This window comes from Streptomyces sp. KL2 (assembly GCF_046529545.1).
GTDB classification, from domain to species: Bacteria; Actinomycetota; Actinomycetes; order Streptomycetales; family Streptomycetaceae; genus Streptomyces; species Streptomyces radiopugnans.
This window is the reverse complement of sequence record NZ_CP127170.1, coordinates 610,270-635,539: the sequence shown is the minus strand read 5'-3', so window position 1 is coordinate 635,539 and position 25,270 is coordinate 610,270. Positions and strand designations below refer to the sequence as shown.

The following is a 25,270-nucleotide window of genomic DNA, read 5'->3' as shown; positions in this document are numbered from 1 at the left end:
GTCCCTCACGCCCCCCAGCCGGCCTGGCGGCCGTCCTTGCGCTCCTCGGTGATCCGCTCGGCCCATCCCGAGCGGTGGTAGGCCGCGACCGGGTCCGGGTCCAGGCCCATCTCCTCGCGGACCTCGGCCAGCAGCGGCCGTACGTCGGTGTTGTAGGCGTCCATCAGCACGGCGTTGGCGGCCAGCACGTCGCCGGCCGTCTGGGCGGCGGACAGCGCCTCGCGGTCGACCAGCAGGGCCTTGGCGGTGGCCTCCTGGACGTTCATCACCGAGCGGATGATCGCGGGGATCTTCGCCTCGATGTTGTGGCACTGGTCGAGCATGAAGGCGGTCTGCGGCCCGTACCCGCCGCCGCGCACCACCTCGAACATGATCCGGAAGAGCTGGAAGGGGTCGGCGGCGCCGACCATCAGGTCGTCGTCGGCGTAGAAGCGGGAGTTGAAGTCGAAACCGCCCAGCTTCCCCTCGCGCAGCAGCACGGCCACGATGAACTCGATGTTGGTGCCCGGCGCGTGGTGGCCGGTGTCCACCACCACCTGCGCCTTCTCGCCCAGCTTCAGGCAGTGGGCGTAGGCGGTGCCCCAGTCGGGGACGTCGGTGGTGTAGAAGGAGGGCTCGAAGAACTTGTACTCCAGCAGCATCCGCTGCCCCTCGCCCAGCCGCTCGTACACCGCCGCCAGCGCCTGGGCCAGCCGGTCCTGGCGGGCGCGGACGTCGTCCTGGCCCGGGTAGTTGGTGCCGTCGGCGAACCACAGCTTCAGATCGCGCGAGCCGGTGGCGTCCATGATGTCGACGCACTCCAGCAGGTGGTCCAGCGCCTTGCGCCGCACGGCCGCGTCGGGGTGGCAGACGCTGCCGAGCCGGTAGTCGTCGTCCTGGAAGACGTTGGAGTTGATCGCGCCGAGGCGCAGTCCGCGCTCCTCGGCGTACTTCGACAGCGCGGCGTAGTCGTCGACCCGGTCCCAGGGGATGTGCAGGGCCACGGTCGGCGCGACGCCGGTGTGCGCGTGCACCCGGGCCGCGTCGTCGAGCTTCTCCCGGGGGGTGCGCGGGACGCCGGGCTGCGCGAAGACCTTGAAACGCGTTCCGGAGTTGCCGTAGGCCCACGAGGGCGTCTCGATGGCCTGTTTCCTGAGGGCCGCCTTCACGGCGGACACGGCGGTCATGCGTCAGAGCTCCCGAGGTCCGGACGGCTTCATGAATCGTTTCATTGCCGGAAAGCTATGGGGGTCCGATGAGGGTGTCAAGGGGCGGGGGCCGGGCAGAGGCCAGGGCCTCGGCACTTCCTGGACATTCGGACTTTTCCGCCCGCGGCCCATTGACGGAGGCCGGGCGATGCCCCTACCGTCCGTGCGACTTCCGTGAAACCTTTCATGGGGGCGTTCACGGCCGTCCAGGCTTTGACGAGGAGGAGCGCGTGCAGCGCGTCTGCTTTCTGCTGAAGGTCCGCGCCGACCGGCTGGCGGAGTACCGCGAGCGGCACGCCGCCGTCTGGCCGGAGATGCTCCGCGCCCTGAGCGAGAGCGGCTGGCGCAACTACTCGCTCTTCCTGCGCGAGGACGGACTGCTCGTCGGCTATCTGGAGACCGAGGACTTCACCGCGGCCAGGGCCGCCATGGAGGCCACCGACGTCAACGCCCGCTGGCAGGCGGAGATGGCCGGCTTCTTCGAGTCCCTGGACGGCGCGCGGCCGGACGAGGCCATGCGCCCCCTCACCGAGGTCTTCCACCTCGACTGACCCGCGCGGCGGGGCCGCGGTGCGGAAGGGCGGCAGCGGCCCTCCGGGCGGACGGGCGCCCCGCGCGCTTTGGTGTGCCCCCGGCCCGGGAGCGGGTGCGTAGCATGGGCGCGCGGCCCCGGGCCAGGCGCCGCGGACAGCAGGAAACGGGAGACGGTCGGGCTCGTGGCGCGCATGGTGGGGATCAAGGACGTCGCACGTCAGGCGGGGGTGTCGGTGGGCACCGTCTCCAACGTCATCAACCGGCCGGAGATGGTCGCCGAGGAGACCAGGACCCGGGTGCAGGCGGTGATAGCGCAACTCGGCTATGTCCGCAGCGAGTCGGCGCGGCATCTGCGGGCGGGCCGCAGCCGGATCATCGCCCTGCTCGTCCTGGACATGGCCAACCCCTTCTTCGCCGACGTCGCCTCCGGCGCCGAGCGGGCGGCGCGGGAGGAGGGGCTCGGGGTGATGCTGTGCAACAGTGCGCAGAGCCCCGCGGAGGAGGCCGACTACCTCTCCCTCTTCGCCGAGCAGCGGGTGCGCGGCGTCCTGGTCACCCCGGCCGACACCTCCGGCCGGAACCTGGCCGACTTCCGCCGCCACGACATCCCCTACGTCGTGGTGGACCGGGTGCTGGCCAGCGCCGACGAGGGCTGCTCGGTCTCCGTCGACGACATCACGGGCGGATCGCTGGCCGCCCGGCACCTGCTGGCCCAGGGCCACCGGGAACTGGTCTACGTGAGCGGGCCGATGCATCTGTCGCAGTGCCGCGACCGGCACACCGGCGCGCTGGCGGCCCTCCGGGAGGCGGGGCTGCCCCAGGACGCGCTGCGGCGGATCGAGGGCGAGCGGCTGGATGTGGCGGCGGGGCGGGACGCGGGCGCCAGGCTGCTGGGGATGGCGCCCAGGCCGACGGCGGTGTTCTGCGCCAACGACCTGCTCGCGCTGGGGGTGCTCCAGGCGCTGTTCGCGGCGGGCGTCTCGGTGCCGGGGGACATCGCCCTGGTCGGCTACGACGACATCGAGTTCGCCGCGGCGGCGGCCGTCCCCCTGACCTCGGTGCGGCAGCCCGCCTTCCGGATGGGGCGCACGGCCGCCGATCTGCTCATCGAGGAGACCGGGGAGGCGGCCGCGGAGCACCGGCACCAGCGGATCGTGCTCCAGCCCGAACTGGTCGTCCGCGACTCCAGCATCTCCGCGCCGCGCCACTGACGCTCACCGCCGGGTCCTCGCCCGCCGTTCGGCCGGACGGGCCGGCCGGCGAAGTGGACGAGGCCGGCGGGCAGGCCGGTGATGAGGTCCACGGGAACTTTCCCCTTGTGCGTGCCGGGACAGGTCCCCCGTCCCCCGGTGGGACTCAGGGCCGCAGGGGCGGTGACGATCCGCGGCGCGTCACTCGCACAACGTGGGCGTCACGTGTCCTGCGGCCACCGCGCGGCCGTCTCCCCGACCGCCGCGCGTGCGGGTGGTTCCCCGAGTGTCTGCTCGTCTCCGGAGGAGTGGCCGAGGAGGTCCCGGATCGCGCGGACCGCGGCCCGGCCCGCGCGGTTGGCTCCGACGGTGCTCGCCGAGGGGCCGTAGCCGACCAGGTGGATCCGCGGATCGCGCACCACACGGGTGCCGTCCATGCGGATGCCGCCCCCCGGCTCGCGCAGCCGCAGCGGCGCCAGATGGCCGATCGCGGGACGGAAGCCGGTGGCCCACACGATGCTGTCCGCCGCGATCGAGCGCCCGTCGTCCCACTCCACCGCGCCGGGGGTGATCCGGTCGAACATCGGCAGGCGCCGCAGTACCCCGCTCTCCCGGGCGCGGCGCATCTCCTCGGTCATGGGCAGCCCCGTCACGGAGACCACGCTGCGCGGCGGCAGCCCGTCGCGCACACGCTCCTCCACCAGGGCGACCGCCGCCCGTCCGCGCTCGGCGTCGAACGGCTCCTCGGTGAAGACCGGCTCGCGCCGGGTCACCCAGGCCGTGGCGGCGGCGACCCGTGAGATCTCCAGCAGATGCTGCACGGCGGAGGTGCCGCCGCCCACGACCACCACGCGCTCGCCCGCGAAGGTGCTCGGGCCGGGGTAGCGGGAGGTGTGGAACTGGCGGCCGGCGAAGGACTCCTGACCGCGCACCCGGGGCCGGAAGGGGCGGTCCCAGGTCCCGGTGGCGTTGATCAGCGCCCGGGCGGCCCACACCCCGGCATCGGTCTCCACCAGCAGCCGTCCGTCCCCGGCCTCGCGCACCGCGCGCACATGCACCGGCCGCCGCACCCGCAGGTCGAAGGCGCGCTCGTAGTCCGCGAAGTACCCGCCGACCACCTCGGAGGAGGGGCGGTGGGGGTCGGCGCCGGTCAGCTCCATGCCGGGCAGGGAGTGCATCCCGTGCACCCGGTCGTACGTCAGGGTGGGCCAGCGGAACTGCCAGGCCCCGCCGGGGCGCGGGGAGTGGTCCAGCACGGCGAAGCCCCGGCCCGGCTCGTACCCGGCACGCCGCAGGTGGTAGGCGCTCGACAGACCCGCCTGCCCGGCGCCCACGACCACGACCTCCGCCTCCGAGAACTCCATACCCGGCCAACCACGGGTGGGGCCGGATGCTTCCCGGAGCGGGGGCAGCCCCCAATATGGAGTCATGAGCGATCGCTTCACCACCCGCACCCTCCACATCACCACCGGCCCGGACGAGACCGTCGCCGACCTCACCCGCGAATGCGAGGGCTTCCTCGCGGAGGTGGCCGGCGGCCGCGACGGGCTGCTCAACGTCTTCGTCCCCCACGCCACGGCCGGCATCGCGATCATCGAGACCGGAGCGGGCAGCGACGACGACCTGCTCGCCGCGCTGCGCGACCTGCTGCCCGCCGACGGCCGCTGGCGCCACCGGCACGGCAGTCCCGGCCACGGCCGCGACCACGTCCTGCCGGCCTTCGTCCCGCCGCACGCCACCCTGCCGGTGATCGGCGGACGGCTGGAGCTGGGCACCTGGCAGTCGGTCTGCCTGGTGGACACCAACGGCGACAACCCCGACCGGCGGGTGCGCCTGTCCTTCCTGGGCTAGCCGCCCCACCGCGCCGGCCGCAGGGCCGGACCGGGGAGACCTGGGAGCCCTCCCAGTCTGGTCCAGGCCAATGCTACGGTCGCCCCCGGTGCCCGGAACGGGGGCAGCGCTTCGAGCAGGACCGAGCGGGATCGAGCGGAAGAGGGGCGGCACAGTGGACGGTGCGGGCGGCGGACGGCGGGCGTACATCGGGTCCTACACCTCGGCGGGCGGACGCGGCATCACCACGGCCGCCGTCGACCCGGACACCGGGGCGCTGACGGTGCTGCACCACACGGACGCGGTGCCCGACCCCTCCTACCTCGTGCCGGGACCGGGCGGGGGGATGCTCTACGCGGTGAGCGAGACCGAGGACGGCCGCGCCGCCGCGCTCTCCCTGGCCGACCCCGACCGGCCGAGCCCCGCCGGGGCGCCGGTGCCCGTCGAAGGCGCCGGGCCCGCTCATCTGACCTGCGCGGCCGGGCAACTGATCACCGCCAACTACACCTCCGGGAGCGTCAGTTCGCTGCCGCTGCGGCCCGACGGGACCCTCGGCGCGCAGCCGGCCGTACTGCCCCACAGCGGACGCGGACCGGTGCGCGGGCGACAGGAGGGGCCGCACGCCCACGCCGTGGTCGCCGACGCCTCGTGGCGCTGGCTGCTGGCGGTCGACCTCGGCGCCGACTCGGTGTGGGTCTACCGGCTCGACCACGCCGCGGCCGCGCTCCGCCCGCACGGGCTGACGCCGATGCGGCCCGGCAGCGGACCGCGCCACCTGGCCTTCCACCCGCGCGGCGACAGGGCGTACGTCGTCAACGAACTGGTCTCGACCGTGGTCTGCTGCCGCTGGGACCGGGCGAGCGGCGTGCTGGAGCCCGCGGGAGAGGTCGGCACGCTGCCGGCGGGTTCCGGGGCCGAGGGGGAGAACCATCCCTCGGAACTGGTGATCTCCGCCGACGGCCGCTGGGCCTGGGCGGCCAACCGCGGACACGACAGCATCGCCGTACTGGCCCTGGAGCCGTACGGCGAGGGTATGGAGCTGGTCACCACCGTCCCCTGCGGCGGGCACTGGCCGCGCGACCTGGCCCTCGACCCGGCCGGGCGCAGGCTCTACGCCGCCAACGAGCGGTCGGGCGACGTGACCTGGTTCGACCTCGACCCGGACACCGGGGTGCCGCACCGGGCGGGCTCGATCCAGGCTCCGGCCGCCACCTGCGTCGCCCTCGGCTGAGGGGCGGCCCGCCGTCCGGCCGCCGTGCGGCCCGCGACCCGGCGGGCCGCAGGGGGGAGGGCCCGGGTCAGTGGGCCTGCGCCCCCTGCGGCGCCCGCTGGGCGATGCCGAGCTTGGCGGCATAGGTGGAGGCCACCAGCCTGCCCACCGCCGTGTAGGAGCCCAGCGGCTCGGACGCCTGGCAGTCGGCCTCCCGCACCGCGGACTCCAGCAGGCCCTCGGGGATCTCGGGGCCGATCAGACAGGGCGCCAGGGCGAGCTGCCGGGAACCGGCCTCGCGCAGCTGCTCGGCGGCGCGGGCGACGGCGCCCTCCTCGTCCAGTCCCGCGGACAGCACCGGCACCGCCAGGCGGGCGGCCAGCAGCATTCCGGTGATCCCGGCGGCCTGCACGGCCTCCTCGCCGCCCATGGCGGCCAGGATGATGCCGTCGGCGGCGGTCGCCACGGTGAACAGCCGGGCGCGGTCCGCCCGGGCCAGCCCCGCCTCCGAGAGCTTGACGTGGACGGCCTCGGCCAGCAGCGGGTGCGGGCCGAGCACGTCGGTCAGCTCGGCGCCGGAGCCGCTCTCGAGCACGGCCTGGCGTATCCGCCGCATCTGCGCGCCGTCGGGCCCGGCCAGCAGGGGGACGACCACCGCGAGCGGGGCCTCCTCGATCCGGCGGCGGGCGGCCTCGGCCTCGGCCTCCACCTCGGCGGCCTCCGCGCCCGACTCCACGGCCTCGGCGGCCGCGGCCTCGATGGCGGCCGTCGCCGCGGCGGCACGGGAGGTGCGGTCGGCCGCGGCCTGCGTCAGCGCGCTCCGGAGGGCGGGGAACTCACCGTCGTCGCCGTCCACGAAACCGACCCGGGCGTCGAGCCCCGGCAGCTCGGAGCGGGTGATGCTCAGGATCTCCTCGGCGAGGCTTCGGGAGGTGCCGGAGGGCACCCCGGGGACGGCCAGCACCAGAGCGGGCGCACCCTCAGGCGCTATGGCCGGCCGAGGCCGGCGGTGCCGTCCGGGCTGTCGGGGACGCGGCATTCGTACGGGCAGGCCGTTTGCGGGCCCAGTGGGGGTGCTCATGGCGCCGCATGCTAATGCCTTGACGGGTTTGGCTGTTCGGGCGGGGCGGAGGAGTGCCGGTCTGTCCCCTTTCATCCCGCGCGTCGTGGTGACGGCTCAGTTCCGCTGTGTGACCGGGCCGTGCCGCCCGGCGGGCCCGCTCCCGCACCCCCCCCTCACCGGACGTGGAGGAGCGCCGGGTCCTGCGGCAGCCGCAGCGCGCCCCGGGCCAGCCGGCCGGCCACGAGCAGGGCTCCGGCCAGCGGGTCTCCCGCCGCCGGGACGGTCCGGGCGTGCGGCAGTCGTACGGCCAGCTCCCGGCGGAGGGGGGCGAGGAGCGGCTCGCCGATCCCGAGGAGCCCGCCGGTCAGGGCGACGACACTGCCCTCGGCGGCGGGGCAGACGGCGGCGGCGCTCTCGGCGATGTGGACGGCCGCCTCCTCGACGACGCGCGCCGCCACCGGGTCCCGGTCGGCACATCCGGCCACCTCCGGGGCGAACGAGGCGAGCACCGCCGGGCGGTCGGTACGCGGGTACAGCTTCCCCGGCAGGGAGGCCGCCGGGCCGAAGACGGCCTCGGCGCGGGCGAGCAGCGCGGCCGAGCCGCCCGGCCTGCCGTCGTGGGCGCGCATCGCCGCCTCCAGGCCGGCCCGGCCGATCCAGGCGCCGCCGCCGCAGTCGCCCAGCAGGTGGCCCCAGCCGTCGGCACGCCGCCAGGAGCGCAGATCCGTGCCCGTCGCGATCATCCCGGTCCCGGCGGCGACCACGGCGCCCGGCCGCTCGCCCAGCGCGCCGGCGTACGCGGTCACGGCATCGGCGGCCAGCGCCACGTGCCGGGCGCCCAGCTCCCGGGCGAGCGCCCCCGGCAGCACGGCGCGCAGTTCGCCGCCGAGCGTCGCCATGCCCGCCGCCCCCACGCACACGGTGTCGATCCGGGGACGGGAGGCGCCGGCCCCGGCGGCGGAGTCCGGCTCGGCGGCGGCCAGCAGGGAGCGGGCCCGGGGCAGCACCAGTTCCAGCAGATGGGCCGCTTCGATGCCGGCCGGGCCGGTGCGCACCGGCCGGTCCGACGATGCGGTGTCCACGGGGGCCGGCGCCGCCGTGCGGCCGTCGCCGCCGGCCCGGGCCAGGGCGACGCGCAGTCCTGATCCGCCCGAGTCGACCCCCAGGACCCAGGGGGCCGTGCCCGTCACGGCAGACGCCAGTCGACCGGCTCCCCGCCCTGCCGCACCAGCAGCTCGTTGGCCCTGCTGAACGGGCGCGAACCGAAGAAGCCGCGGTCCGCCGACATGGGGGAGGGGTGGGCCGACTCCACCGCCGGGTACGCCTCCAGCAGCGGCCGCAGGTTCCGCGCGTCCCGGCCCCACAGGATGGCCACCAGCGGCTTGCCGCGCGCCGCCAGCGCCCTGATCGCCTGCTCGGTGACCTCCTCCCAGCCCTTGCCGCGGTGCGCCGCGGGCCGGCGCGGAGCGGTGGTCAGGGCCCTGTTGAGGAGCAGGACGCCCTGCTTCGTCCAGGGGGTGAGGTCGCCGCTGGAGGGCCGGGGCGTCCCGAGGTCGCTGTGCAGTTCGCGGAAGATGTTCTCCAGGCTGCCGGGCAGCGGGCGCACGTCGGGGGCGACGGAGAAGCTCAGCCCGACGGCGTGACCCGGTGTGGGGTAGGGGTCCTGGCCCACGATGAGGACCCTCACGTCGTCGAAGGGCTGCTGGAAGGCGCGCAGCACGTTCGGTCCGGCGGGCAGATAGGTGCGCCCCGCGGCGATCTCCGCGCGCAGGAAGTCGCCCATCGCGGCGATGCGTCCGGCCACCGGCTCCAGCGCCTTGGCCCAGCCCGGTTCGACGATCTCGTTCAACGGTCGTGCTGCCACGGGCGGTCACTCTACTGGTTCGGCCCGCCGTCTCTCAGCCGATCTCGGCCGGCGGCCGAGCGGGCCGCCACCGTGCCGGGGCGTCACCGTGCCGGGGCGTCACAGAGCCCAGGCGTACTGGTCGGGCAGACGCACGGACCCGGCGCCGAGCACCCGCGCGGCGTGCAGCGCCCAGTGCGGGTCGCGCAGCAGCTCCCGGCCGAGGAACACCGCGTCCGCCTCGCCGTTCGCGACGGTCTTCTCGGCCTGCTCCGGCTCGGTGATCAGGCCCACCGCCGCCACCGGCAGCCCCGTCTCGGCCCTGACGCGGGCGGCCAGCGGGATCTGGTAGCCGGGGCCGACGGGGATGCGCGCCCCCGGCACGGCGCCTCCGCTGGAGACGTCGAGCAGGTCCACGCCGCGCTCGCGCAGCAGTGCGGCCAGGCGCACGGTCTCCTCGGGGCTCCAGCCGCCCTCCGTCCAGTCGGTCGCCGAGACCCGGAAGAACAGGGGCAGATCCGCGGGCCACACCTCCCGCACCGCGTCCACGACACGCAGGGCCAGGCGCGTGCGGTTCTCGAAGCTCCCGCCGTAGGCGTCCGTGCGCCGGTTGGAGAGCGGGGAGAGGAACTCGTGGATCAGGTAGCCGTGCGCGCCGTGGACCTCGACGACCTCGAATCCGGCCGCCAGTGCCCGCCGTGCCGCGTCGACGAACCGGCCGACCAGGCCGTCGATCTCCTCCAGGGTCATCTCCCGCGGTACGGGGTGGCCCTCGGAGAAGGGCAGCGCGCTGGGGGCGGCCGGCCGCCAGCCGCCGTGGCCTGCGTCCAGCGGGGCGCCACCGCGCCAGGGGGCGTCGGTGGACGCCTTGCGGCCGGCGTGGGCGAGCTGGACGCCGGCCACGGCGCCCCGCTCCTTCACGAAGTCCGTGATCCGCCGCAGCGCACGGACCTGCCGGTCGTTCCACAGCCCCAGGTCGCCGGGGGTGATCCGGCCCTCGGGGGAGACGGCCGTGGCCTCCACCATGACCAGCCCGGCGCCGCCGGCCGCCCGGGCCCCGTAGTGGGCCAGGTGCCAGTCGCCCGCGGTGCCCGCGTCCGGTCCGGTGGGCTCGGCGCAGTACTGGCACATGGGCGACATCCAGACGCGGTTGGGCACTGTCAGCGAACGCAGGGTGTACGGCTCGAACAGAGCGCTCACGGAAGGCTCCTCGTGGATTCGGGACCGGTCCGGGACCGGTTCGGAACAGGCCGGGGTCCGGGCGCGGGGCGACCCGGTCCGCCGGGCTTATACGATAGGCATCGTAGTACGGCGGATGTCAAACTACGATGCCTATCGTAGTATGGAGCCGTGACACCCCGAGCCCAGACCCCGAACGCCGCCCGAGAGCTGGAGCATCCGGCCGCGCGGGAGATCCGGCTGGAAGAGGTCCTGCACGCACTCGCCGACCCCGTGCGCCTGCGGATCGTCCGCGCCCTGGCGGCGAGCGGGGAGGAGATGGCGTGCTCGCTCTTCGACCTGCCGGTCAGCAAGTCGACGACCACCCACCACTTCCGGGTGCTGCGCGAGAGCGGCCTGGTCAGCCAGAACTACCGGGGCACCGCGAAGATGAACGCCCTGCGCCGCGACGAGCTGGAGCGGCTGTTCCCCGGACTGCTGGACAGCGTGCTCGCCGCGGCGGCCCGGCAGGAGGAGCGGCGGGGCGGCTGAGCGCCGCCCCGCCGTGTTCCGGGGGCGGGCGGATTCCGGGGGTGCGCGGAGCGATGGAAGCGATGGAAAGGGGCGCGCGGAACCTGCGTCCGCGCGCCCCGTGGTGACCCCCGCCCGTCACAGTCCGTCAGGACATCGAGCGCATCCGGTTGATCTCGGCCGTCTGCTGGGCGGCCACGTCCCCGGCCATCTCCTGGACCTGGATGTCGCGGCCGTCGGCCGCCACGTCCTTGGCCATCGTCACGGCGCCCTGGTGGTGGGCGATCATCAGCTTCAGGAAGAGCCGGTCGAAGTCCTCGCCGCGGGCCTGCCGCAACTCGTCGAGCTGCTCCTCGGTCGCCATGCCGGGCATCGGCCCGTCGCCGTGATCCCCGTGGCCGTCGTGGTCCCCGTGGTCGCCGTGGCCTCCTCCGTGCCCGCCCTCGCCGCGGCCGTTGCGCTTGAGCCAGGACCGCATCGCCGCGATCTCCGGCCCCTGGGCCGCGGAGATCCGGTCGGCGAGCCGGCGCACCTTGCCCGATCCGGCGTGCTCCTCGGCCAGGCCGGTCATCACCAGCGCCTGCCGATGGTGCTCGATCATCCCTGTGACGTACGAGAAGTCCGCCGCGTTCGGCTTCTCCTCGCGCCTCTCGCCCGCCTTCCGCGCTTCTTCGGCGGAGAGCGTCTCGGCGGCCTCGCCCGGCCTGCCGGGCGCGATCACGGAGGGGCCGCCGCCGGAGGCCGCCTCGTCGGAGCCGTCCTCGCAGCCGGTCAGCACGGTCAGGGCTGTCAGTGCGGCCAGTGCCGCCAGCGCGGACGGAAGCGCGCGGGCGGAGAACCGGGATCTGTGACGGTCTGTCACTTTTCCTCCTGTGGCACGGGGTACGCCGGTTCCCCCGATCCTGACACGGGACGCTCCGGCACGGCCGAATCCTGACACGGAGGGACTCGGCACCGCGTTCGTATTCCCCTGTCGGAGGAGGGGCGTAAGGAGTCATACTGCCCGAGTCCGTGAGCCGCCCAACTCGGGGCGGCGCCAAGCGGATCGACAGGGAGGAACGCAGTGACGTCGTTGCCCAGACCCCGTGCGCGGCGCAGACACCTCGGCGCGGCGGCGGCCGTGATCGGCCTGCTGTCCACGCTCCTGGCCGCCGGACCGGCGGCGGCAATTCCCGACCCCGGTGACTCGCCGGCCACGTCAGGGAAGGTGTCGAAGCAGGACCGCGCGGAAGCCGAGGCCGCCATCGAAAGCGGCGGGATACCCGGTGTGGACGAGATCGTCCACAGCAGGAACGTCTCCCACCTGACCAACCTGCCCAAGGGGGCGCTCAAGAGCCTCAACACGGATCTGGCCTTCCAGGGCCGCTACGCCTTCGCCGGCAACTACGACGGCTTCACCGTCTACGACATCAGCCGCCCGAAGTCCCCCAAGGTCGTCAGCCAGGTCCTGTGCCCGGGCGGTCAGAACGACATCTCCGTCTCCGGGGACCTGCTCTTCCTGTCCACCGACGCCTCGCGCAGCGACGACTCCTGCAACAGCACCGCCCAGTCGCCCACGGAGAAGAGTTCCTGGGAGGGCATCAAGGTCTTCGACATCAGCGACAAGCGGAACCCGCGGTACGTCGCGGCCGTCGAGACCGCCTGCGGCTCGCACACCCACACGCTGGTGCCCGACCGCGGGAACGTCTACGTCTACGTCTCGTCCTACTTCCCCGACGAGACCTTCCCCGACTGCCAGCCGCCGCACGACGGGATCTCCATCGTGAAGGTGCCTCGCAAGGCTCCCGAGGAAGCGTCGGTGATCGACTTCCCCGTCCTCTTCCCGGACGGCGGCAACCCCGGCCCGCCGGAGAACCCGGTCGCCATGGTGCCCACCACCGGCTGCCACGACATCACCGCGTTCCCCGAGCTGAAGCTCGCGGCGGGCGCCTGCATGGGCGACGGCATCCTGATGGACATCTCGGACCCGGCCGCGCCCCGCGTCATCGACCGCGTCCAGGACAACGAGAACTTCGCGTTCTGGCACTCGGCGACCTTCAACGAGAACGGCCGGAAGGTCGTCTTCACCGACGAGCTCGGCGGCGGCGTCGGCGCCACCTGCAACGCGGAGGTCGGCGACAAGCGCGGCGCCAACGGCATCTACCACATCACCGGCAAGGGCGATCAGCGCAAGCTGGTGTTCAAGAGCTACTTCAAGATCCCCCGTCACCAGGCCGACACCGAGAACTGCGTGGCCCACAACGGCTCGCTGATCCCGGTCAAGGACCGGGACATCATGGTGCAGGCCTGGTACCAGGGCGGTGTCTCCTTCTGGGACTTCACCGACTCCACCAAGCCCCGGGAGATCGGGTACTTCGAGCGCGGCCCGTACTCCGACCCCGACTCCATCGGCGGCTCGTGGTCGGCGTACTACTACAACGGCCACGTCTACTCGAACGACATCCAGATGGGCTTCGACGTCCTGCAGATCCGGGACCGGCGCACCGCCGGAGCCGAGCGCGTCAGGCTGGACGAGCTCAACCCCCAGACCCAGCCCGACTACCGCTGAGCCGGCCCGAGCCGGCCCGAGCCGGCCCGGAAGGGCCCCGACCACTGAACACCGGACCCCGGCGGCACGGCCGCCGGGGTCCGGCCGTTGGCTCCGCCCGCCCGGCTCCGTCAGAGCGGGCCCGGCAGCGGCAGCAGCGGGTCCTGCCCGGACGGTTCCCTGCCGGGGGCCTCGGGAGGGAACCCCAGCTCCCAGTCCAGCCCGTACCGTGCGAACAGCTCGGCGCGCAGTCTCGCCGACGGCATCGGCGCCCCGGGCAGCAGCACGGCCACCACCGCTCCCATGAGCAGCGCGCGCAGCAGCGGATAGTCGGTGTCCGGATCGCGTGAGCCGTAGCGGACGACGGTGTCGCGCAGCAGTCCGGCCAGCCGCTGCTGCTCGTCGCACTGGACGAAGCCCTCGTGCTGCAGGATCCCGGCCATGTGGGTGCGCATCAGCGTCGGCCGGTCGCGGGCGAGGCCCAGGATCGCGTCGATCGCCCGGGCCAGTGCCTCCCGCCCGGCGTCCGGGCCCGCGGGCCGCGGCTCGCGCTCCAGCGCCTCGGCCAGGGTGAGGTGCATCAGCCGGTGGACGGCCGACTGCAGCAGCTGCCGTTTGCCCGGGAAGTAGTACGACACCAGACCCCGCGCGGACCCGGCCCGGTCCGCGATGTCCCCCAGGGTCGTCGCCTCGTATCCGCGCTCGTCGACGAGTTCCACCGTCGCCTGCAGCAGCCGCTCGCGGGATCGCCGGCGCAACTCCTCATTGACCGATGCGCTGCGAGGGGACATCCTGTTAACTCCTGCGTTGACTGGCTCAGAGCCAATATACTCAGCGGTCTCCGGACGCCGGCCGGCGAGTCACGGCGGTGTCCGGTCGGACGCCGATCTCGGGCGACGCGGGGGATCGCCCGAGATCGGCCCTCCTCATGCGCAGCCGGGCAAGGACGGCATGCCGTCCTTGCCCGGCTCCGCCGTCGGCCCGACGCGCGGCAGTGTGCCGGAGAAGCCGAAGAGTACGCCCTGGATCACCGTGGAGCCCGCCCTCCCGGTCCGTGCCGCTCGGGGCGGGGGCTCCGGGCGCCGCGTCCGCTCCACAGCGCCGCCGTGGCGGCGGCCACGGCGAAGCCCAGCAGCCAGCCGACGACCACGTCGGTGGGCCAGTGCACACCCAGGTAGACCCGGGTGAAGCCCACCCCGGCCACGCTCACCGCGCCCACCCACAGGACGGCCAGGCGCACGGGGCGGCCCGCTTCGTGCAGATGCGCCAGCCACAGCAGCAGACCGCAGGTGAGCGCCGCCGTCATGGCATGGCCGGAGGGCAGCGCCGCGAAGCCCGCGGAGTCCACCGGATCACTCCAGCGGGGGCGGTCGCGGTCGAACAGCGCCTTCAGCGCCTGCTGGAGGACGGTGCCGGCGACCGCGGCGGCCAGGAGCCAGAGCGCCGGCCGGCGCGCGCCGCGCAGCACCAGCCACACGACCGTCACCAGCAGCACGGCCCGCATCGTCCACGGATCCCAGACCCAGTCGGTCAGCACCCGGTTGAGCCGTGTCCAGCCGGGCTCGGCGACCGCCGTGCGGTGCAGTTCGGCCGTGACGCGCGAGTCGAGTTCCAGCAGCGGGTCCCATCCCGCCAGGACGAGCACGGTGAGCACGGCGGCCACGGCGGTGCACAGCGGGGCGGCCAGGTGCGGGAAGGAACGCGGGGAGGGACGCCGGAAGGATGGGGCCATGGTGGAAAGGGTCGCCACTGCAGGGCGGTCCAACCGCCCGGTCGGCGGGTTGGCCGGTGGAGGGAGCGCGCGCAGCGGCGCGCGTACCTCAGCCCAGCGCCCTGAGCCCGGGGGCGAAGGCCACCAGCAGCGGAACCAGCGGCACCAGGGCCGCCAGCGCGGTCGTCCGCAGCCGCCGGACCACCGTCAGCCGGGGAGCGGCCCTCAGCAGCCGGTCGACCCGCTGCGGCACCTGTGCGCCGGGGTGCGAGGCGTACGGGTCGAAGACCCCGCGGTCCTCGTTGAGTTCGACCAGCGCCAGGGCGACCTCCAGCCGTCCGCAGTGCCGTGAGGCCACATCGTCGGCCGCCAGCTCCACCAACCGGTGCACCTGGTCCCGGAACGCGCGGAAGACCGGCACCCGCGGGAAGCCGGCGGCGAGCGCGGACGAGCAGTGCAGCAGCCAGTCGTGACGGGCCCGCAGATGGCCCCGCTCATGGGCGAGGACGGCGTCGAGCCTGCGCCCCCGGAGCCGCCGCAGTGCCGCGGTGGTGACCACGAGCCGGGGCGTGCTGCCCGGCAGCCACCAGGCGTCCGGGCGCTCGCTCTCCAGGACCACCAGCCGCTCCCCGGGGGCCGCTTCCTCGCCGGGCAGCAGCGGGGCGCGGGTGAGGAGTTCGGCGCGCCGGGCGCGCCGCCGGGCGCGTGCGTGGTGGATCTCCCGGGTGAGCATCACGGCGGTCCACACACCGCCGCAGGCGAGCACCACGGCCACCACCGCGGGCCAGGACTCGCCGAACGCGCTGAGCCCGTACGCCTCGACGACCCGGCTCGGGGCCGGGGCGAAGACGTGGCCGCGCACGGCCTGCCAGGCCGCCGCGCCGGACAGGGCCATGGCGAGCACGCAGCACAGCAGCACGGCGGCCACCACGCACTGCCACACCAGCAGCGCCAGCACCGGCTCGCGGTCCGGCCAGGAGCCGCGGGCCAGCACGCGCGGCGCCGTCGCCGCGATCAGTGCGCCCAGGACGATCAGTGCGAGCGCGACCATCATGAGGAACAGCCTATGAGCCGGCGGCCGCCCCGCGGCCGGCGGGAAACGGGAAGTGACGCACGCCTCACCGGCACGGCGTTCCACCGGTCCGCACGGGACCTCAGAGGGTGAGCAGCATCGCGAACATCCCCATGCCCATCGCCAGTCGGCAGGCCGCGGCCACCTCCGGTGCCCGCGGCGGCCCGGCGCCCCGGCCGCCGTCCGCAGCGGCGGCCGGGAGGCGGAGGGGACCCGGCGCGGGCACCAGCCGGGCCCCCGCGAGCAGTGCGTACAGCGCGAAGTAGACCAGCAGCGCCCCGGTCAGCGCCGCCGCGGGGGCAGGCGCGGCGGGCGGTGCCGCATGCGCCGCATGCGGCCCGTGGGCTGGGGCGGCGGCCATGGCGAGTGCCATGTGGAGCATGGCCAGGGCGCCGACGGTGTGGTGCAGATGGTGGAACCGGTGCTCCCCGTCGAACAGGACCAGAGCCAGCCCGTACACCGCGGCGGCGCCGAAGAGGGCGGCGAAGGCCGCGGCCGGCGGCGGCTCCACCGCCGAGGCGGGCAGCGCCATCACGGCCATGCCCAGGGCCATCACCGCCTCGCCGGCGGCCTCGCGCCGCTGCCCGGGCGTGCCGCCGCGCATCCGCCGCAGGCAGTACGCGCCCACCCCGCCGCACAGGGCCGCCAGCATCCAGCCGACCGGTTCCGGTCCGTGCACCCCGCCTCCCCGACCGCTTTCCCGACCGGCTTCCCCGGCCGTTTCCGCGGGGAGGATGCCCGGCGCCGGACGCGTGTACGGGAGCGCGCGGGGGCAGTGGGGAGCGCGGGCCGGAGCGTACGCCCCGGACGCCGGGGCACCGGCCCGAGGCCCGTGTGGAAGGCGTCAGAACGTCAGATGCCGGGCCGGTAGCGCAGCGGGTGGTCCTCGGGGACCTCGACGAGGACGATCCGCACCCCGTCCGGATCGCTGATCCACATCTCCACCAGCCCCCACGGCTCGCGCCTGGGCTCCCGCAGCACCTCCACACCGCGTGCGGTGAGCTCCCGGTGCGCCCCGGCCGCGTCGGCCACCTGGAGCCACAGCCGGAGACCGGGCGCGGGCGGGGTCTCGGACCGGCCGGAGACCTCCAGGAAACCGCCGCCCAGGAAGTAGACGGTCCCGCGCTCCGGCCCGGTGCCGAACTCCCGGTACACGGCCAGTCCCAGGGCGCCGCCGTAGAAGGCCCGCGAACGCTCCGGGTCGGTGGGGCGCAGCAGGACCCGGCTGCTCAGTACGTGAACCATGGCACCGAGCCTAGGCCGCCGGGGCGCCGTCCGGTATACGGGCCGAGCGGCCGGACCGCGCGGGCGGACGGTTAGGCTCGGCCCCATGAACGTCCCGGACGCCTTGAAAACCCCCGGTTCCGCCGGTTCCACCGCCCCCGCGGCCGCCTCCGCCCTGAGCTTCAGGACCGCGGGCGAGGACGACGTCCCCGCGCTGGTCGCCCTGGTGGAGTCGGCGTACCGGGGCGAGGCCAGCCGGGCGGGCTGGACCACCGAGGCGGACCTGCTGGACGGGCAGCGCACCGACCCCGATGGCGTCGCCGATGTCATCCGCGCCCACGGCAGCCTGATGCTGGTCGCCGAGCGGGACGGGGAGCCGATCGCCTGCTGCCAGCTGGAGCGCCGCGAGGGCGGGGCGGGGCAGCCCGTCGCGTACTTCGGGATGTTCGCCGTCCGTCCGGCCCTCCAGGGCGGCGGGCTGGGCAGGGCGGTCCTGGCGGAGGCCGAGCGGGTGGCGCGGGAGCGATGGGGCGCCGGCGAGATGCACATGACGGTGATCACCGCCCGGGCGGACCTGATCGCCTGGTACGAGCGCCGCGGCTACGTCCGCACCGGGCGCACCAGTCCCTTCCCGTACGGCGACGAGCGGTTCGGCGTCCCGCTCCGCGACGACCTGGAGTTCGAGCTGCTGGTCAAGCCGCTTGACCGGCCGCCCTCCTGACGGCGGGCAGGTCGGTGACCACGCCGTCCAGGCCCAGCTCGCGGACGCGGGCCAGGTCCTGGTCGGTGTTGACCGTCCAGGAGATCACCTTCAGACCCGCGGCGCGGCAGCGCCCGACGACCTCCGCGTCCAGCCGGCGCAGCTCGCAGGAGACCATCGGAGCCCCCAGCTCCACGGCGCGCTCGGGGGCGGTGGGCGTCGACCTGCCGGTGACCAGCGCGATGGGGATGTCCGGCAGCAGCTTGCGGGTCTCGCGCAGGGCGTCGTCGTGGAAGGAGATCACCGTGACCCGCCGGTGAAGACCGAGCCGCTCGACGGCCTCCGCCAGCACCCGGGCCGCGGCGCGGTCCTTGATCTCGGCCTGGAGCGGTGCGGAGACCGCCTCCACGACCTCCTCGAAGACCGGGACGCGCTCGCCGAGGCCGGCGTCCAGCTCGCGCAGCTCGGCGAGGGTCTTCTCCGCGACCGGACCGGAGCCGTCGGTGGTGCGGTCCACGTCGGCGTCGTGCATCACCACCAGCGCGCCGTCCCGGCTCAGGTGGAGGTCCAGTTCGATGACGTCGAAGCCCTCGCGGTCGGCCCGGACGAAGGAGCGCAGGGTGTTCTCGGGCTCGACGCCCATCACCCCGCGGTGGCCGACGGTCAGCAGTGGCACGGCGCGTTCTCGCTTTCCTGCGGTGTTCGGGGCGGCGGTGCGTACGCGCGGCAAGGGTAGCCACGGAGGATCACCGCCGGAGCCGCGGGGCGCCCGTGGTCCCGGCGGCCCGGCGGCCCGGCCACGGAGCGTGCCGGATCCGTGCCTTCGCCGCACATATGGCCATCTCTTCCGTTTCAGGGGTTGTCCACAGGAAAAACATCCGCATTGCGGGTAGCTGGCAGAAGAATTTCCTTGCCCCCAGGTTGATCGGGGAAGTCTGCGCAGCTACGGTGCTGGTACGAGAGTTTCTTCTGTGGAGGGGTATCAATGACGGAAATCCTTTCGCCCGCGGTGACGACGGGTGGCGCTCCGACCGCCGACGGCCCGTTCGCCGGCCGTGTGGTGGAGCACCCCGCCTGGGCGGTGCTCAAGGAGGCCGTCGAGGCCGTCCGCCCCGCCCAGTCCAAGGACGGCTCCATCGACTTCGGCGCCGAGGGCGCCCCCGCGCGGGCCGAGATCGAGCGGCACATCGAGCGGATCGTGGCCTGCGTCGAGGAACTCGCGCCGCTGCTTCCGCACAACGAGGCGTACCACCGCGCCCTGGTGGCCGACCTGCGCCGCTGGGCCGAGAGCGGCTTCGGCGTCCCCGACTTCCTGGACTCCCTGCTGGCCTTCCAGCCCGCGTCCCGGCGTGTCGACGGGATCCAGCACCTGGTCGTCTTCCCCATGTACACGCAGAACGGCAACCCCGACCGCAACCTGGAGGCCGTCGTCCTGCGCGTGGTCTGGCCGGACTGGCTGGCCGAGCTGGAGCGCACCCGCTACGACAACCCGCTCTTCCTCGGCATCACCTTCGAGGACTTCACCAGCGGCTACGACACCCACTCCGCGGTCCTCTTCCCCGAGACCGTCGCCGTGCGCGAGGCGCCCGAGCGGTTCTCCTGGGGAGGGATCTTCTGCGACCGCGAGGCCGCCCGCTTCCGCCGCGTCGTCGACGCCGCCTGCGAGGTCACCAAGCTGGAGCTGCCCGAGGACGCCCGGGGACTGCTCACCGACCAGAAGCGCGCCCAGCAGACCTTCGTGCTGTGGGACATGGTCCACGACCGCACCCACAGCCACGGCGACCTGCCCTTCGACCCGTTCATGATCAAGCAGCGCCAGCCGTTCTGGATGTACGGACTGGAGGAGCTGCGCTGCGACCTCACCGCCTTCCACGAGGCCGTGAAGCTGGAGGCCGACGGCTTCGAGCAGGGCCGCGACGTGCAGTACGCCGTGCTGCTGGAGCGCCTGTTCCGCTTCCCCGTCACCGGCGAGCGCAGCCGCAACTACGACGGGCTGGGCGGCCAGCTGCTGTTCGCCTACCTCCACAAGCACGACGCCCTGCGCTGGACGGACAACAAGCTCAGCATCGACTGGCAGCGGGCCCGCGAGGTGACCGTGCACCTGCGCGAGGAGATCGAGACCCTCTACCGCGAGGGCATCGACCGCCCGAAGCTGGTCCACTGGTTCAAGGCCTACGAGCTGGTCTCCACCTACCTCGCCCCGCACCCCGGCTCGACCTGGGCCAAGGGCCCCGACGCCCTGGACCTGAGCCTGCCGCCGCGCAAGCTGGTGGACGAGGTGCTCCCCGACGAGTTCCCGCTGAGCATGTTCTACGAAGCACTCGCCAAGAAGCTGCGCAACGTGATCGCATCGACCAAGGGCATCACCGCCGAGTCCGCCGTACCGGTCGCGGCGTGACCACCGGACGTCACAGAGAGGCGATCACCATGACCAGCACATCCAACGGCAACGGCGGCCCCCTGGACGGCGCCGTCGTCGCCGTCGCCGGCGCGGCGGGTCCCGCCGGCCAGGCCGCGCTGCTGAGCCTGGCCGAACGGGGCGCCACCGTCGTCGCCGCCGACGCGGACCCCGAGCGGCTGGCCCAGGCCGTCGACAGGGCCCGCTTCGCGCACGGCGGCGCCGCCGTCACCGGCGACACCGTGGACCTGCTCGACCTGGAGGCCACCCGCGAGTGGGCCACCCGCACCGAGAAGGAGTACGGCCGCGTCGACGGGCTGGTGCACCTGGTCGGCGGCTGGCGCGGCTCGGCGGCCTTCGCCGAGACCGACCTGTCCCACTGGGACCTGCTGGAGAAGCTGCTGGTACGCACCGTGCAGCACACCTCGCTGGCCTTCGAGGGAGCCCTGCGCCGCAGCGGAAACGGCCGCTACGTCCTGATCAGCGCAGCCGGCGCCACCCGCCCCACCGCCGGCAACGCCGCCTACGCGGCCGCCAAGGCCGCGGCCGAGGCATGGACCCTGGCCCTGGCCGACGCCTTCCGCAAGGCGGGCAAGGGGGCGGATGCGGGGCCGCCCGCCGCGGCTGCCATCCTGGTGGTCAAGGCGCTGGTCAACGACGCGATGCGCGCCGAGCGCCCGAACGCCAAGTTCGCGGGCTTCACCGACGTCGGGGAACTGGCCGAGGCCATCGCCGGCGTCTGGGACAAGCCCGCCGAGGAAGTGAACGGACACCGCCTGTGGCTGACCCCGCAACCGTAGAGGCCCACCCGACCGAGGCACCCCCGGCGCCCCCCGTGACGGACGCCCGGCGCCGCCACGACCCGCGGGTGCGCGGCTTCGCCAGCGACAACTACGCGGGCGCGCACCCGGAGATCCTGGCGGCGCTCGCCCTCGCCAACGGCGGTCACCAGACCGCCTACGGCGAGGACGAGTACACCGCCCACCTCCAGGAGGTCTTCCGGGCCCACCTCGGGCCGGCGGCCGAGGTCTTCCCGGTCTTCAACGGCACCGGCGCCAACGTCGTGGCCCTCCAGGCCCTCACCGACCGCTGGGGCGCGGTCGTCTGCGCCGAGAGCGCCCACATCAACGTGGACGAGTGCGGCGCGCCCGAACGGGTCGGCGGACTGAAGCTGCTGACCGTGCCCACCGAGCACGGCAAGCTCACCCCCGAGCTGGTCGAGCGCGAGGCGTACGGCTTCGACGACGAGCACCGGGCGATGCCGCAGGTGGTCTCGATCACCCAGAACACCGAACTGGGCACCGTCTACACGCCCGAGGAGATCCGGGCGATCTGCGAGACGGCCCACGAGCGCGGCATGACCGTCCACCTCGACGGAGCCCGCATCGCCAACGCGGCGGCCGCGCTGGGCGTGCCGCTGCGGGCGTTCACCACGGACGCGGGTGTGGACGTGCTCTCCTTCGGCGGTACCAAGAACGGCATGCTCTTCGGCGAGGCCGTCGTCGTGCTGAACCCCGGCGCGGTGCGGGCGATGAAGCACCTGCGGAAGCTGTCGATGCAGCTGGCGTCCAAGATGCGGTTCGTCTCCGTGCAGTTCGAGGCGCTGCTCGCCGGCGACCTGTGGCTGCGCAGCGCCTCCCACGCCAACGCCATGGCCAGGCGGCTGGCCGAGGGCGCGCGCACCGTCGACGGCGTGGAGATCCTCCACCCCGTCCAGGCCAACGCCGTCTTCGCCCGGCTCCCGCACGACGTGAGCGAGCGGCTGCGCAAGCGCCACCGCTTCTACTTCTGGGACGAGGCCGCCGGCGACGTGCGCTGGATGTGCTCCTTCGACACCACCGAGGAGGACGTCGACGACTTCGTCGCCGCGCTGCGGGAGGAGATGGCCCGCTGACCGCGGGGGAGGCCCGCCGGACCGGAAAAAGGGAGGCGGGTCGCCCCCTCCCTCCCTAGGCTTCCGGGGCATGGAGCTGATCCGGCAGGACCCGGACCCGTCCGCCTACCTCGCCGCCTGCGAGACCGTCGACCACCGGCATCCCCTGGTCGCGGAGACGGCCTCGCGGCTGCGGGAGCGGACCGGCGGGCGCACCGACGGCGAAGGCGGCCTGGTGCGCTACGCCGAGGCCGCCTTCGACTTCGTCCGCGACGCCGTCCCGCACTCCTTCGACAGCGGCGACCAGCGGGTGGCCTGGCGCGCCTCCGACGTCCTCGCCACCCGCAACGGCATCTGCTACGCCAAGTCGCACGCGCTGGCGGCGCTGCTGCGCCACGAGGGCATCCCGGCCGCCCTGTGCTACCAGAAGCTGAACGTCGTCCACGGCCTGATCGCACTCAAGCTGCCCGGCCGCCCCTGGGCGCGCCAGGACCCGCGCGGCAACAAGCCCGGCGTGGACGCGCGCTTCTCGCTCGACGGAGAGCGGCTCGCCTTCACACCGGACCCGGACGCGGGGGAGTACGACATACCCGCGCTCTACGCGGTCCCGCCCGAGCCCGTCCTGACCGCCCTGAAGCGGGCCCGTGACCGCGCACGGCTGGAGCGGCTGCTCCCCGAGAGGCTCTGACGCCCCTCGTCCGGCCCTACAGCGAGCCCGCCTCGGCCGGGGTCGGGGCGGTGCCGCCCAGGTGCGCGGGGATCCACCAGGTGTCCTCCGGCCCCTTGGGCCGTACCGGGTACGCCCGCTGGGCCGCCTCCAGCAGCTCCTGCACACGGTCGCGCAGCCGCTCGGTGAGCCCGGCCGCCGACTCGCCCTCGGCGGGCCGCATCGGCTCGCCCACCCGGATGGTGATCGGGAAGTGGTTGCGGCCGAAGTCCCGCTTGTGGCCCTTGGTCCACAGCCGCTGCGTGCCCCACAGCGCGACGGGCAGCAGCGGTACGCCCGCCTCCTGCGCCATCCGGGCCGCACCCGTCTTGAAGGTCTTCAGGGTGAACGACTGCGAGATCGTCGCCTCGGGGAAGACGCCGATGATCTCACCCGAGCGCAGCGCCCTCAGCGCGTGGCGGTAGGCGTGCTCGCCCTGCGAGCGGTCCACCGGTATGTGCTTCATCGCCCGCATCAGCGGTCCGGAGACCTTGTGCCGGAAGACCGACTCCTTGGCCATGAAGCGCACCAGCCGCTTGGCGGGCCGGGCGGCCAGTCCGGCGAAGACGAAGTCGAGGTAGCCGATGTGGTTGCTGACCAGCACGGCGCCGCCGCGCCGGGGGACGTGCTCGGTGCCGTCGATGTCGAAACGCAGGTCGAGCGCCCTGAACAGGGTGCGGGCCGCACCGATCACGGGTGGATACACCAGTTCTGCCATCTGTGGAGGACCCTTCTGGGAGGCTGCCTGGGGAGGGTTCTCCCGGCGGATCTACCCGAACCTACGCTGCCGTAACTTCCCTGGCCAATTCCGGAGGCAGGAGATCCTCGTCACGTTCGGGCGCCGTCCGGTGCCTCACCCCGCGACCCGGCGCAGCGCCAGGTACACCTCGCAGCCCAGGCAGTAGCCGAACGCGGCGTTGAGGAAGGCCGCCGCGAGCGCGCAGGCGGTCGCGGCCATGCCCAGCCACAGGGGCCCCGCGCCGTACCCCACCAGACCCACCAGGGCGAAGACCAGGCCCACGCCCTGGGCGAAACGGGGCGGCGCCGCGTCCTCCGTCCCGGCCGGGGGCCCCAGCCGGGGCCGGACCAGACGGCGGAAGAGGAGTCCGTACGGCGAACGCGCCACGCCGAGCGCCGCCCCGGCGGCGAACACCAGCGCCTGCGCGGCCAGCAGCCGGAAACTCCCGCTGACCAGCACGGCGGCCAGGACCGCGGTGGTCACGGCGGCGGCGAACCTCGTTCCCCGTATGTCGACCCTCATGGCGACAGCATTCCGCATCCGGGGCGGCGGTGGCGGCCGGATGCGGGAATCGGCGGCACGGACCCGGGCGCTGTGGGAGACGATGCGGGAAGCGACGAGGTGCGGCGGGACGGCGGGCACGGGGTATGGGGGGACGGCGGGGATGACGGGGCTGATCGTGTGTCTGGCGGTGCTGGCACTGGCCGGCGCCTTCGGAATGGTGCACAGCAGGCGGAACGGAAGGATGACGGTGCGCGGACGGGACGCGGAGGAGAGGCTGACCGCCGGAGAGGTGGGCGCCGAGCGGCTGGGGGAGCGGGCCACGCTGGTGCAGTTCTCCAGTGCCTTCTGCCAGCCCTGCCGGGCCACCCGGCGGATCCTGGCCGAGGTCTCGGAGCTGGTGGAGGGCGTCGCCCACATCGAGGTGGACGCCGAGTCCCGGCTGGATCTGGTGCGGCGGCTGCGGATCATGCGCACCCCCACCGTCCTGGTGCTGGACGCGCGCGGCCGGATCGTGCGGCGGGCGAGCGGCCTGCCGCGCAAGGCCGACGTCATCGCCGCGATCGGGGAGGCGGTGTGAGGCACGGGAGAACCGCGGCGGCCGGGAGGGGCGCCGGCCGCGTGACCCTGGTCCCATCCAAGGGGGCGAACTTGACGCGGACCGTTCGCGGTGGACAGCCTGGCCTGCTGTGGGCAGGGGATCTCATATGAGCGCACCGAACGGCATCCAGCGGGCACCGGAGGCGGCCGAAGCCGGCCCCGCCCTGCTGCGCGCCGTCTTCCGGCGGCACGCCGCCGGGGTCGCCGTGATCACCGCCCACGGGCACGGCCGCCCCGCCGGGTTCACCGCGACCTCCCTGGCCTCCGTCGCCGTCGAGCCGCCGCTGATCTCCTTCAACATCGCCACGGCCTCCTCGGTGTGGCCGGTGGTCGCCGAGGCGGAGCACGTGGGAGTGCACATCCTGGGCGAGCACCAGCGCGAGCTGGCCGCCACCTTCGCCCGCCCCGGGGCGGACCGCTTCGCGCCGCCCACCCGGTGGCGCCGGGGGCCGCACGGGGTGCCGGTGCTGGAGGGCGTGCTCGCCTGGACGGTGTGCGGGGTGGTGGCCCGGGTGCCGACCGGCGACCACCGGGTGGTCCTGGCGGAGGTGGTGGCCGGGGACTCCTCCGGAGCGGGCCGTCCGCTGCTGTACCACGCGGGGCGTTACAACGCGCTGCGTGAGGGCACAGTGCCCTCCTGAGCCGTTGGGAAGGTCACAGTTCACCGGCCTTG

The 25,270-nt window shown here is 74.1% G+C and carries 28 protein-coding genes; 13 read left to right on the top strand and 15 right to left on the bottom strand.

Translation table 11 applies throughout. From position 1 onward, the window contains the following. Window positions 1-5: 5 nt before the first annotated feature. On the bottom strand, window positions 6-1,166 hold the full coding sequence (rhaI, locus tag QPK52_RS02885) for an L-rhamnose isomerase (RefSeq protein WP_410535376.1): 1,161 nt from the start codon (window positions 1,164-1,166) through the stop codon (window positions 6-8). A 251-nt stretch (window positions 1,167-1,417) separates the two neighbouring features. Between rhaI and QPK52_RS02880 the strand changes: the two genes are divergently transcribed. Next, window positions 1,418-1,738 (top strand): L-rhamnose mutarotase, encoded by a 321-nt coding sequence (locus tag QPK52_RS02880; RefSeq protein WP_410535374.1) that lies wholly within the window; start codon window positions 1,418-1,420, stop codon window positions 1,736-1,738. Between the two features lie 174 nt (window positions 1,739-1,912). After that, on the top strand, window positions 1,913-2,932 hold the full coding sequence (locus QPK52_RS02875) for a LacI family DNA-binding transcriptional regulator (RefSeq protein WP_093659535.1): 1,020 nt from the start codon (window positions 1,913-1,915) through the stop codon (window positions 2,930-2,932). Window positions 2,933-3,132: 200 nt separating this feature from the next. Here QPK52_RS02875 and QPK52_RS02870 read toward each other — a convergent pair whose 3' ends face one another. Further along, the gene (locus tag QPK52_RS02870) at window positions 3,133-4,275 is read right to left on the bottom strand and encodes an NAD(P)-binding domain-containing protein (RefSeq protein WP_410535372.1); all 1,143 of its coding nucleotides are present in this window, start codon (window positions 4,273-4,275) and stop codon (window positions 3,133-3,135) included. A gap of 64 nt (window positions 4,276-4,339) precedes the next feature. Here QPK52_RS02870 and QPK52_RS02865 point away from each other — a divergent pair, with 64 nt between their 5' ends. Together QPK52_RS02865 and QPK52_RS02860 are read left to right on the top strand one after the other, a co-directional pair. After that, complete coding sequence (locus tag QPK52_RS02865) at window positions 4,340-4,762, top strand: secondary thiamine-phosphate synthase enzyme YjbQ (RefSeq protein ID WP_410535370.1); 423 nt, start codon at window positions 4,340-4,342, stop codon at window positions 4,760-4,762. A gap of 154 nt (window positions 4,763-4,916) precedes the next feature. Then, on the top strand, window positions 4,917-5,972 hold the full coding sequence (locus QPK52_RS02860; RefSeq protein WP_410535369.1) for a lactonase family protein: 1,056 nt from the start codon (window positions 4,917-4,919) through the stop codon (window positions 5,970-5,972). Between the two features lie 67 nt (window positions 5,973-6,039). On the opposite strand, the gene QPK52_RS02855 is transcribed toward QPK52_RS02860, so the two are convergent. From QPK52_RS02855 to QPK52_RS02840, 4 genes are all read right to left on the bottom strand, one after another. Further along, on the bottom strand, window positions 6,040-7,032 hold the full coding sequence (locus tag QPK52_RS02855; protein WP_410535368.1) for a hypothetical protein: 993 nt from the start codon (window positions 7,030-7,032) through the stop codon (window positions 6,040-6,042). Window positions 7,033-7,187: 155 nt separating this feature from the next. Beyond that, complete coding sequence (locus QPK52_RS02850) at window positions 7,188-8,204, bottom strand: N-acetylglucosamine kinase (RefSeq protein WP_410535367.1); 1,017 nt, start codon at window positions 8,202-8,204, stop codon at window positions 7,188-7,190. Next, window positions 8,201-8,878, bottom strand: coding sequence for a uracil-DNA glycosylase (locus tag QPK52_RS02845; protein WP_410535365.1), 678 nt, complete (start codon window positions 8,876-8,878; stop codon window positions 8,201-8,203). Before QPK52_RS02845 ends, QPK52_RS02850 begins: the two co-directional genes overlap by 4 nt. Window positions 8,879-8,977: 99 nt before the next feature. Further along, window positions 8,978-10,057, bottom strand: coding sequence for an NADH:flavin oxidoreductase/NADH oxidase (locus QPK52_RS02840; RefSeq protein WP_410535363.1), 1,080 nt, complete (start codon window positions 10,055-10,057; stop codon window positions 8,978-8,980). 150 nt (window positions 10,058-10,207) lie between these two features. Here QPK52_RS02840 and QPK52_RS02835 point away from each other — a divergent pair, with 150 nt between their 5' ends. Beyond that, a complete protein-coding gene (locus QPK52_RS02835; protein ID WP_410535361.1) occupies window positions 10,208-10,567 on the top strand; it encodes an ArsR/SmtB family transcription factor in 360 nt (119 codons plus the stop codon). A 127-nt stretch (window positions 10,568-10,694) separates the two neighbouring features. Here the strand turns inward: QPK52_RS02835 and QPK52_RS02830 are convergent, their stop codons facing one another. Further along, the gene (locus QPK52_RS02830; RefSeq protein ID WP_410535360.1) at window positions 10,695-11,408 is read right to left on the bottom strand and encodes a DUF305 domain-containing protein; all 714 of its coding nucleotides are present in this window, start codon (window positions 11,406-11,408) and stop codon (window positions 10,695-10,697) included. Window positions 11,409-11,609: 201 nt separating this feature from the next. On the opposite strand from QPK52_RS02830, the gene QPK52_RS02825 reads away from it, so the two are divergent. Continuing rightward, a complete protein-coding gene (locus QPK52_RS02825) occupies window positions 11,610-13,094 on the top strand; it encodes an LVIVD repeat-containing protein (RefSeq protein WP_410535358.1) in 1,485 nt (494 codons plus the stop codon). Window positions 13,095-13,204: 110 nt separating this feature from the next. On the opposite strand, the gene QPK52_RS02820 is transcribed toward QPK52_RS02825, so the two are convergent. From QPK52_RS02820 to QPK52_RS02800, 5 genes are all read right to left on the bottom strand, one after another. Continuing rightward, a complete protein-coding gene (locus QPK52_RS02820) occupies window positions 13,205-13,864 on the bottom strand; it encodes a TetR/AcrR family transcriptional regulator (RefSeq protein ID WP_410535357.1) in 660 nt (219 codons plus the stop codon). Window positions 13,865-14,100: 236 nt separating this feature from the next. Further along, entirely contained in the window at window positions 14,101-14,805 is a 705-nt protein-coding gene (locus QPK52_RS02815; protein WP_410535355.1) for a phosphatase PAP2 family protein, read from the bottom strand. A gap of 88 nt (window positions 14,806-14,893) precedes the next feature. Next, entirely contained in the window at window positions 14,894-15,838 is a 945-nt protein-coding gene (locus tag QPK52_RS02810) for a M56 family metallopeptidase (protein ID WP_410535353.1), read from the bottom strand. A gap of 100 nt (window positions 15,839-15,938) precedes the next feature. Beyond that, window positions 15,939-16,535 (bottom strand): DUF5134 domain-containing protein, encoded by a 597-nt coding sequence (locus QPK52_RS02805; RefSeq protein WP_410535352.1) that lies wholly within the window; start codon window positions 16,533-16,535, stop codon window positions 15,939-15,941. A gap of 173 nt (window positions 16,536-16,708) precedes the next feature. Continuing rightward, on the bottom strand, window positions 16,709-17,101 hold the full coding sequence (locus tag QPK52_RS02800; RefSeq protein WP_410535350.1) for a VOC family protein: 393 nt from the start codon (window positions 17,099-17,101) through the stop codon (window positions 16,709-16,711). A gap of 85 nt (window positions 17,102-17,186) precedes the next feature. On the opposite strand from QPK52_RS02800, the gene QPK52_RS02795 reads away from it, so the two are divergent. Further along, on the top strand, window positions 17,187-17,801 hold the full coding sequence (locus tag QPK52_RS02795) for a GNAT family N-acetyltransferase (RefSeq protein WP_410535349.1): 615 nt from the start codon (window positions 17,187-17,189) through the stop codon (window positions 17,799-17,801). Here the strand turns inward: QPK52_RS02795 and QPK52_RS02790 are convergent. Further along, entirely contained in the window at window positions 17,773-18,456 is a 684-nt protein-coding gene (locus QPK52_RS02790; protein ID WP_410535348.1) for a glycerophosphodiester phosphodiesterase, read from the bottom strand. The two genes, QPK52_RS02795 and QPK52_RS02790, sit on opposite strands and share 29 nt — an antisense overlap. 309 nt (window positions 18,457-18,765) lie before the next feature. Between QPK52_RS02790 and QPK52_RS02785 the strand changes: the two genes are divergently transcribed. The 4 genes from QPK52_RS02785 to QPK52_RS02770 all read left to right on the top strand — a co-directional run bounded on the left by QPK52_RS02785 (window position 18,766) and on the right by QPK52_RS02770 (window position 22,739). Then, entirely contained in the window at window positions 18,766-20,178 is a 1,413-nt protein-coding gene (locus QPK52_RS02785) for a DUF6421 family protein (RefSeq protein ID WP_410535347.1), read from the top strand. A 29-nt stretch (window positions 20,179-20,207) separates the two neighbouring features. Beyond that, on the top strand, window positions 20,208-20,978 hold the full coding sequence (locus QPK52_RS02780) for an SDR family NAD(P)-dependent oxidoreductase (protein WP_410535346.1): 771 nt from the start codon (window positions 20,208-20,210) through the stop codon (window positions 20,976-20,978). A 35-nt stretch (window positions 20,979-21,013) separates the two neighbouring features. Further along, window positions 21,014-22,072, top strand: a complete 1,059-nt coding sequence (locus QPK52_RS02775) for a threonine aldolase family protein (RefSeq protein WP_410535344.1) — start codon at window positions 21,014-21,016, stop codon at window positions 22,070-22,072. 70 nt (window positions 22,073-22,142) lie between these two features. Further along, the gene (locus QPK52_RS02770; RefSeq protein WP_410535343.1) at window positions 22,143-22,739 is read left to right on the top strand and encodes a transglutaminase-like domain-containing protein; all 597 of its coding nucleotides are present in this window, start codon (window positions 22,143-22,145) and stop codon (window positions 22,737-22,739) included. Window positions 22,740-22,755: 16 nt separating this feature from the next. Here the strand turns inward: QPK52_RS02770 and QPK52_RS02765 are convergent, their stop codons facing one another. Further along, a complete protein-coding gene (locus QPK52_RS02765) occupies window positions 22,756-23,475 on the bottom strand; it encodes a lysophospholipid acyltransferase family protein (protein ID WP_410535341.1) in 720 nt (239 codons plus the stop codon). Window positions 23,476-23,610: 135 nt separating this feature from the next. Then, entirely contained in the window at window positions 23,611-24,018 is a 408-nt protein-coding gene (locus tag QPK52_RS02760) for a DUF4395 domain-containing protein (protein ID WP_410535340.1), read from the bottom strand. A 142-nt stretch (window positions 24,019-24,160) separates the two neighbouring features. Between QPK52_RS02760 and QPK52_RS02755 the strand changes: the two genes are divergently transcribed. Together QPK52_RS02755 and QPK52_RS02750 are read left to right on the top strand one after the other, a co-directional pair. Then, window positions 24,161-24,577: a TlpA family protein disulfide reductase gene (locus QPK52_RS02755; protein ID WP_410535339.1), complete on the top strand. Its 417-nt coding sequence runs from the start codon at window positions 24,161-24,163 to the stop codon at window positions 24,575-24,577. A 127-nt stretch (window positions 24,578-24,704) separates the two neighbouring features. Next, window positions 24,705-25,238 carry a flavin reductase family protein gene (locus tag QPK52_RS02750; RefSeq protein WP_410535338.1) on the top strand — a complete coding sequence of 178 codons (534 nt, stop codon included), beginning with the start codon at window positions 24,705-24,707 and terminating at the stop codon, window positions 25,236-25,238. Window positions 25,239-25,270 lie beyond the last annotated feature (32 nt).

What these genes read in the sequence shown, in the direction of transcription:
- rhaI (WP_410535376.1), bottom strand. Translation starts at nt 1,166, where the DNA reads ATGACCGCCGTGTCCGCCGTGAAGGCGGCCCTCAGGAAACAGGCCATC.
- QPK52_RS02875 (WP_093659535.1), top strand. Translation starts at nt 1,913, where the DNA reads ATGGTGGGGATCAAGGACGTCGCACGTCAGGCGGGGGTGTCGGTGGGC.
- QPK52_RS02870 (WP_410535372.1), bottom strand. Translation starts at nt 4,275, where the DNA reads ATGGAGTTCTCGGAGGCGGAGGTCGTGGTCGTGGGCGCCGGGCAGGCG.
- QPK52_RS02865 (WP_410535370.1), top strand. Translation starts at nt 4,340, where the DNA reads ATGAGCGATCGCTTCACCACCCGCACCCTCCACATCACCACCGGCCCG.
- QPK52_RS02855 (WP_410535368.1), bottom strand. Translation starts at nt 7,032, where the DNA reads ATGAGCACCCCCACTGGGCCCGCAAACGGCCTGCCCGTACGAATGCCG.
- QPK52_RS02820 (WP_410535357.1), bottom strand. Translation starts at nt 13,864, where the DNA reads ATGTCCCCTCGCAGCGCATCGGTCAATGAGGAGTTGCGCCGGCGATCC.
- QPK52_RS02815 (WP_410535355.1), bottom strand. Translation starts at nt 14,805, where the DNA reads ATGGCCCCATCCTTCCGGCGTCCCTCCCCGCGTTCCTTCCCGCACCTG.
- QPK52_RS02810 (WP_410535353.1), bottom strand. Translation starts at nt 15,838, where the DNA reads ATGATGGTCGCGCTCGCACTGATCGTCCTGGGCGCACTGATCGCGGCG.
- QPK52_RS02800 (WP_410535350.1), bottom strand. Translation starts at nt 17,101, where the DNA reads ATGGTTCACGTACTGAGCAGCCGGGTCCTGCTGCGCCCCACCGACCCG.
- QPK52_RS02795 (WP_410535349.1), top strand. Translation starts at nt 17,187, where the DNA reads ATGAACGTCCCGGACGCCTTGAAAACCCCCGGTTCCGCCGGTTCCACC.
- QPK52_RS02785 (WP_410535347.1), top strand. Translation starts at nt 18,766, where the DNA reads ATGACGGAAATCCTTTCGCCCGCGGTGACGACGGGTGGCGCTCCGACC.
- QPK52_RS02780 (WP_410535346.1), top strand. Translation starts at nt 20,208, where the DNA reads ATGACCAGCACATCCAACGGCAACGGCGGCCCCCTGGACGGCGCCGTC.
- QPK52_RS02770 (WP_410535343.1), top strand. Translation starts at nt 22,143, where the DNA reads ATGGAGCTGATCCGGCAGGACCCGGACCCGTCCGCCTACCTCGCCGCC.
- QPK52_RS02765 (WP_410535341.1), bottom strand. Translation starts at nt 23,475, where the DNA reads ATGGCAGAACTGGTGTATCCACCCGTGATCGGTGCGGCCCGCACCCTG.
- QPK52_RS02760 (WP_410535340.1), bottom strand. Translation starts at nt 24,018, where the DNA reads ATGAGGGTCGACATACGGGGAACGAGGTTCGCCGCCGCCGTGACCACC.
- QPK52_RS02755 (WP_410535339.1), top strand. Translation starts at nt 24,161, where the DNA reads ATGACGGGGCTGATCGTGTGTCTGGCGGTGCTGGCACTGGCCGGCGCC.
- QPK52_RS02750 (WP_410535338.1), top strand. Translation starts at nt 24,705, where the DNA reads ATGAGCGCACCGAACGGCATCCAGCGGGCACCGGAGGCGGCCGAAGCC.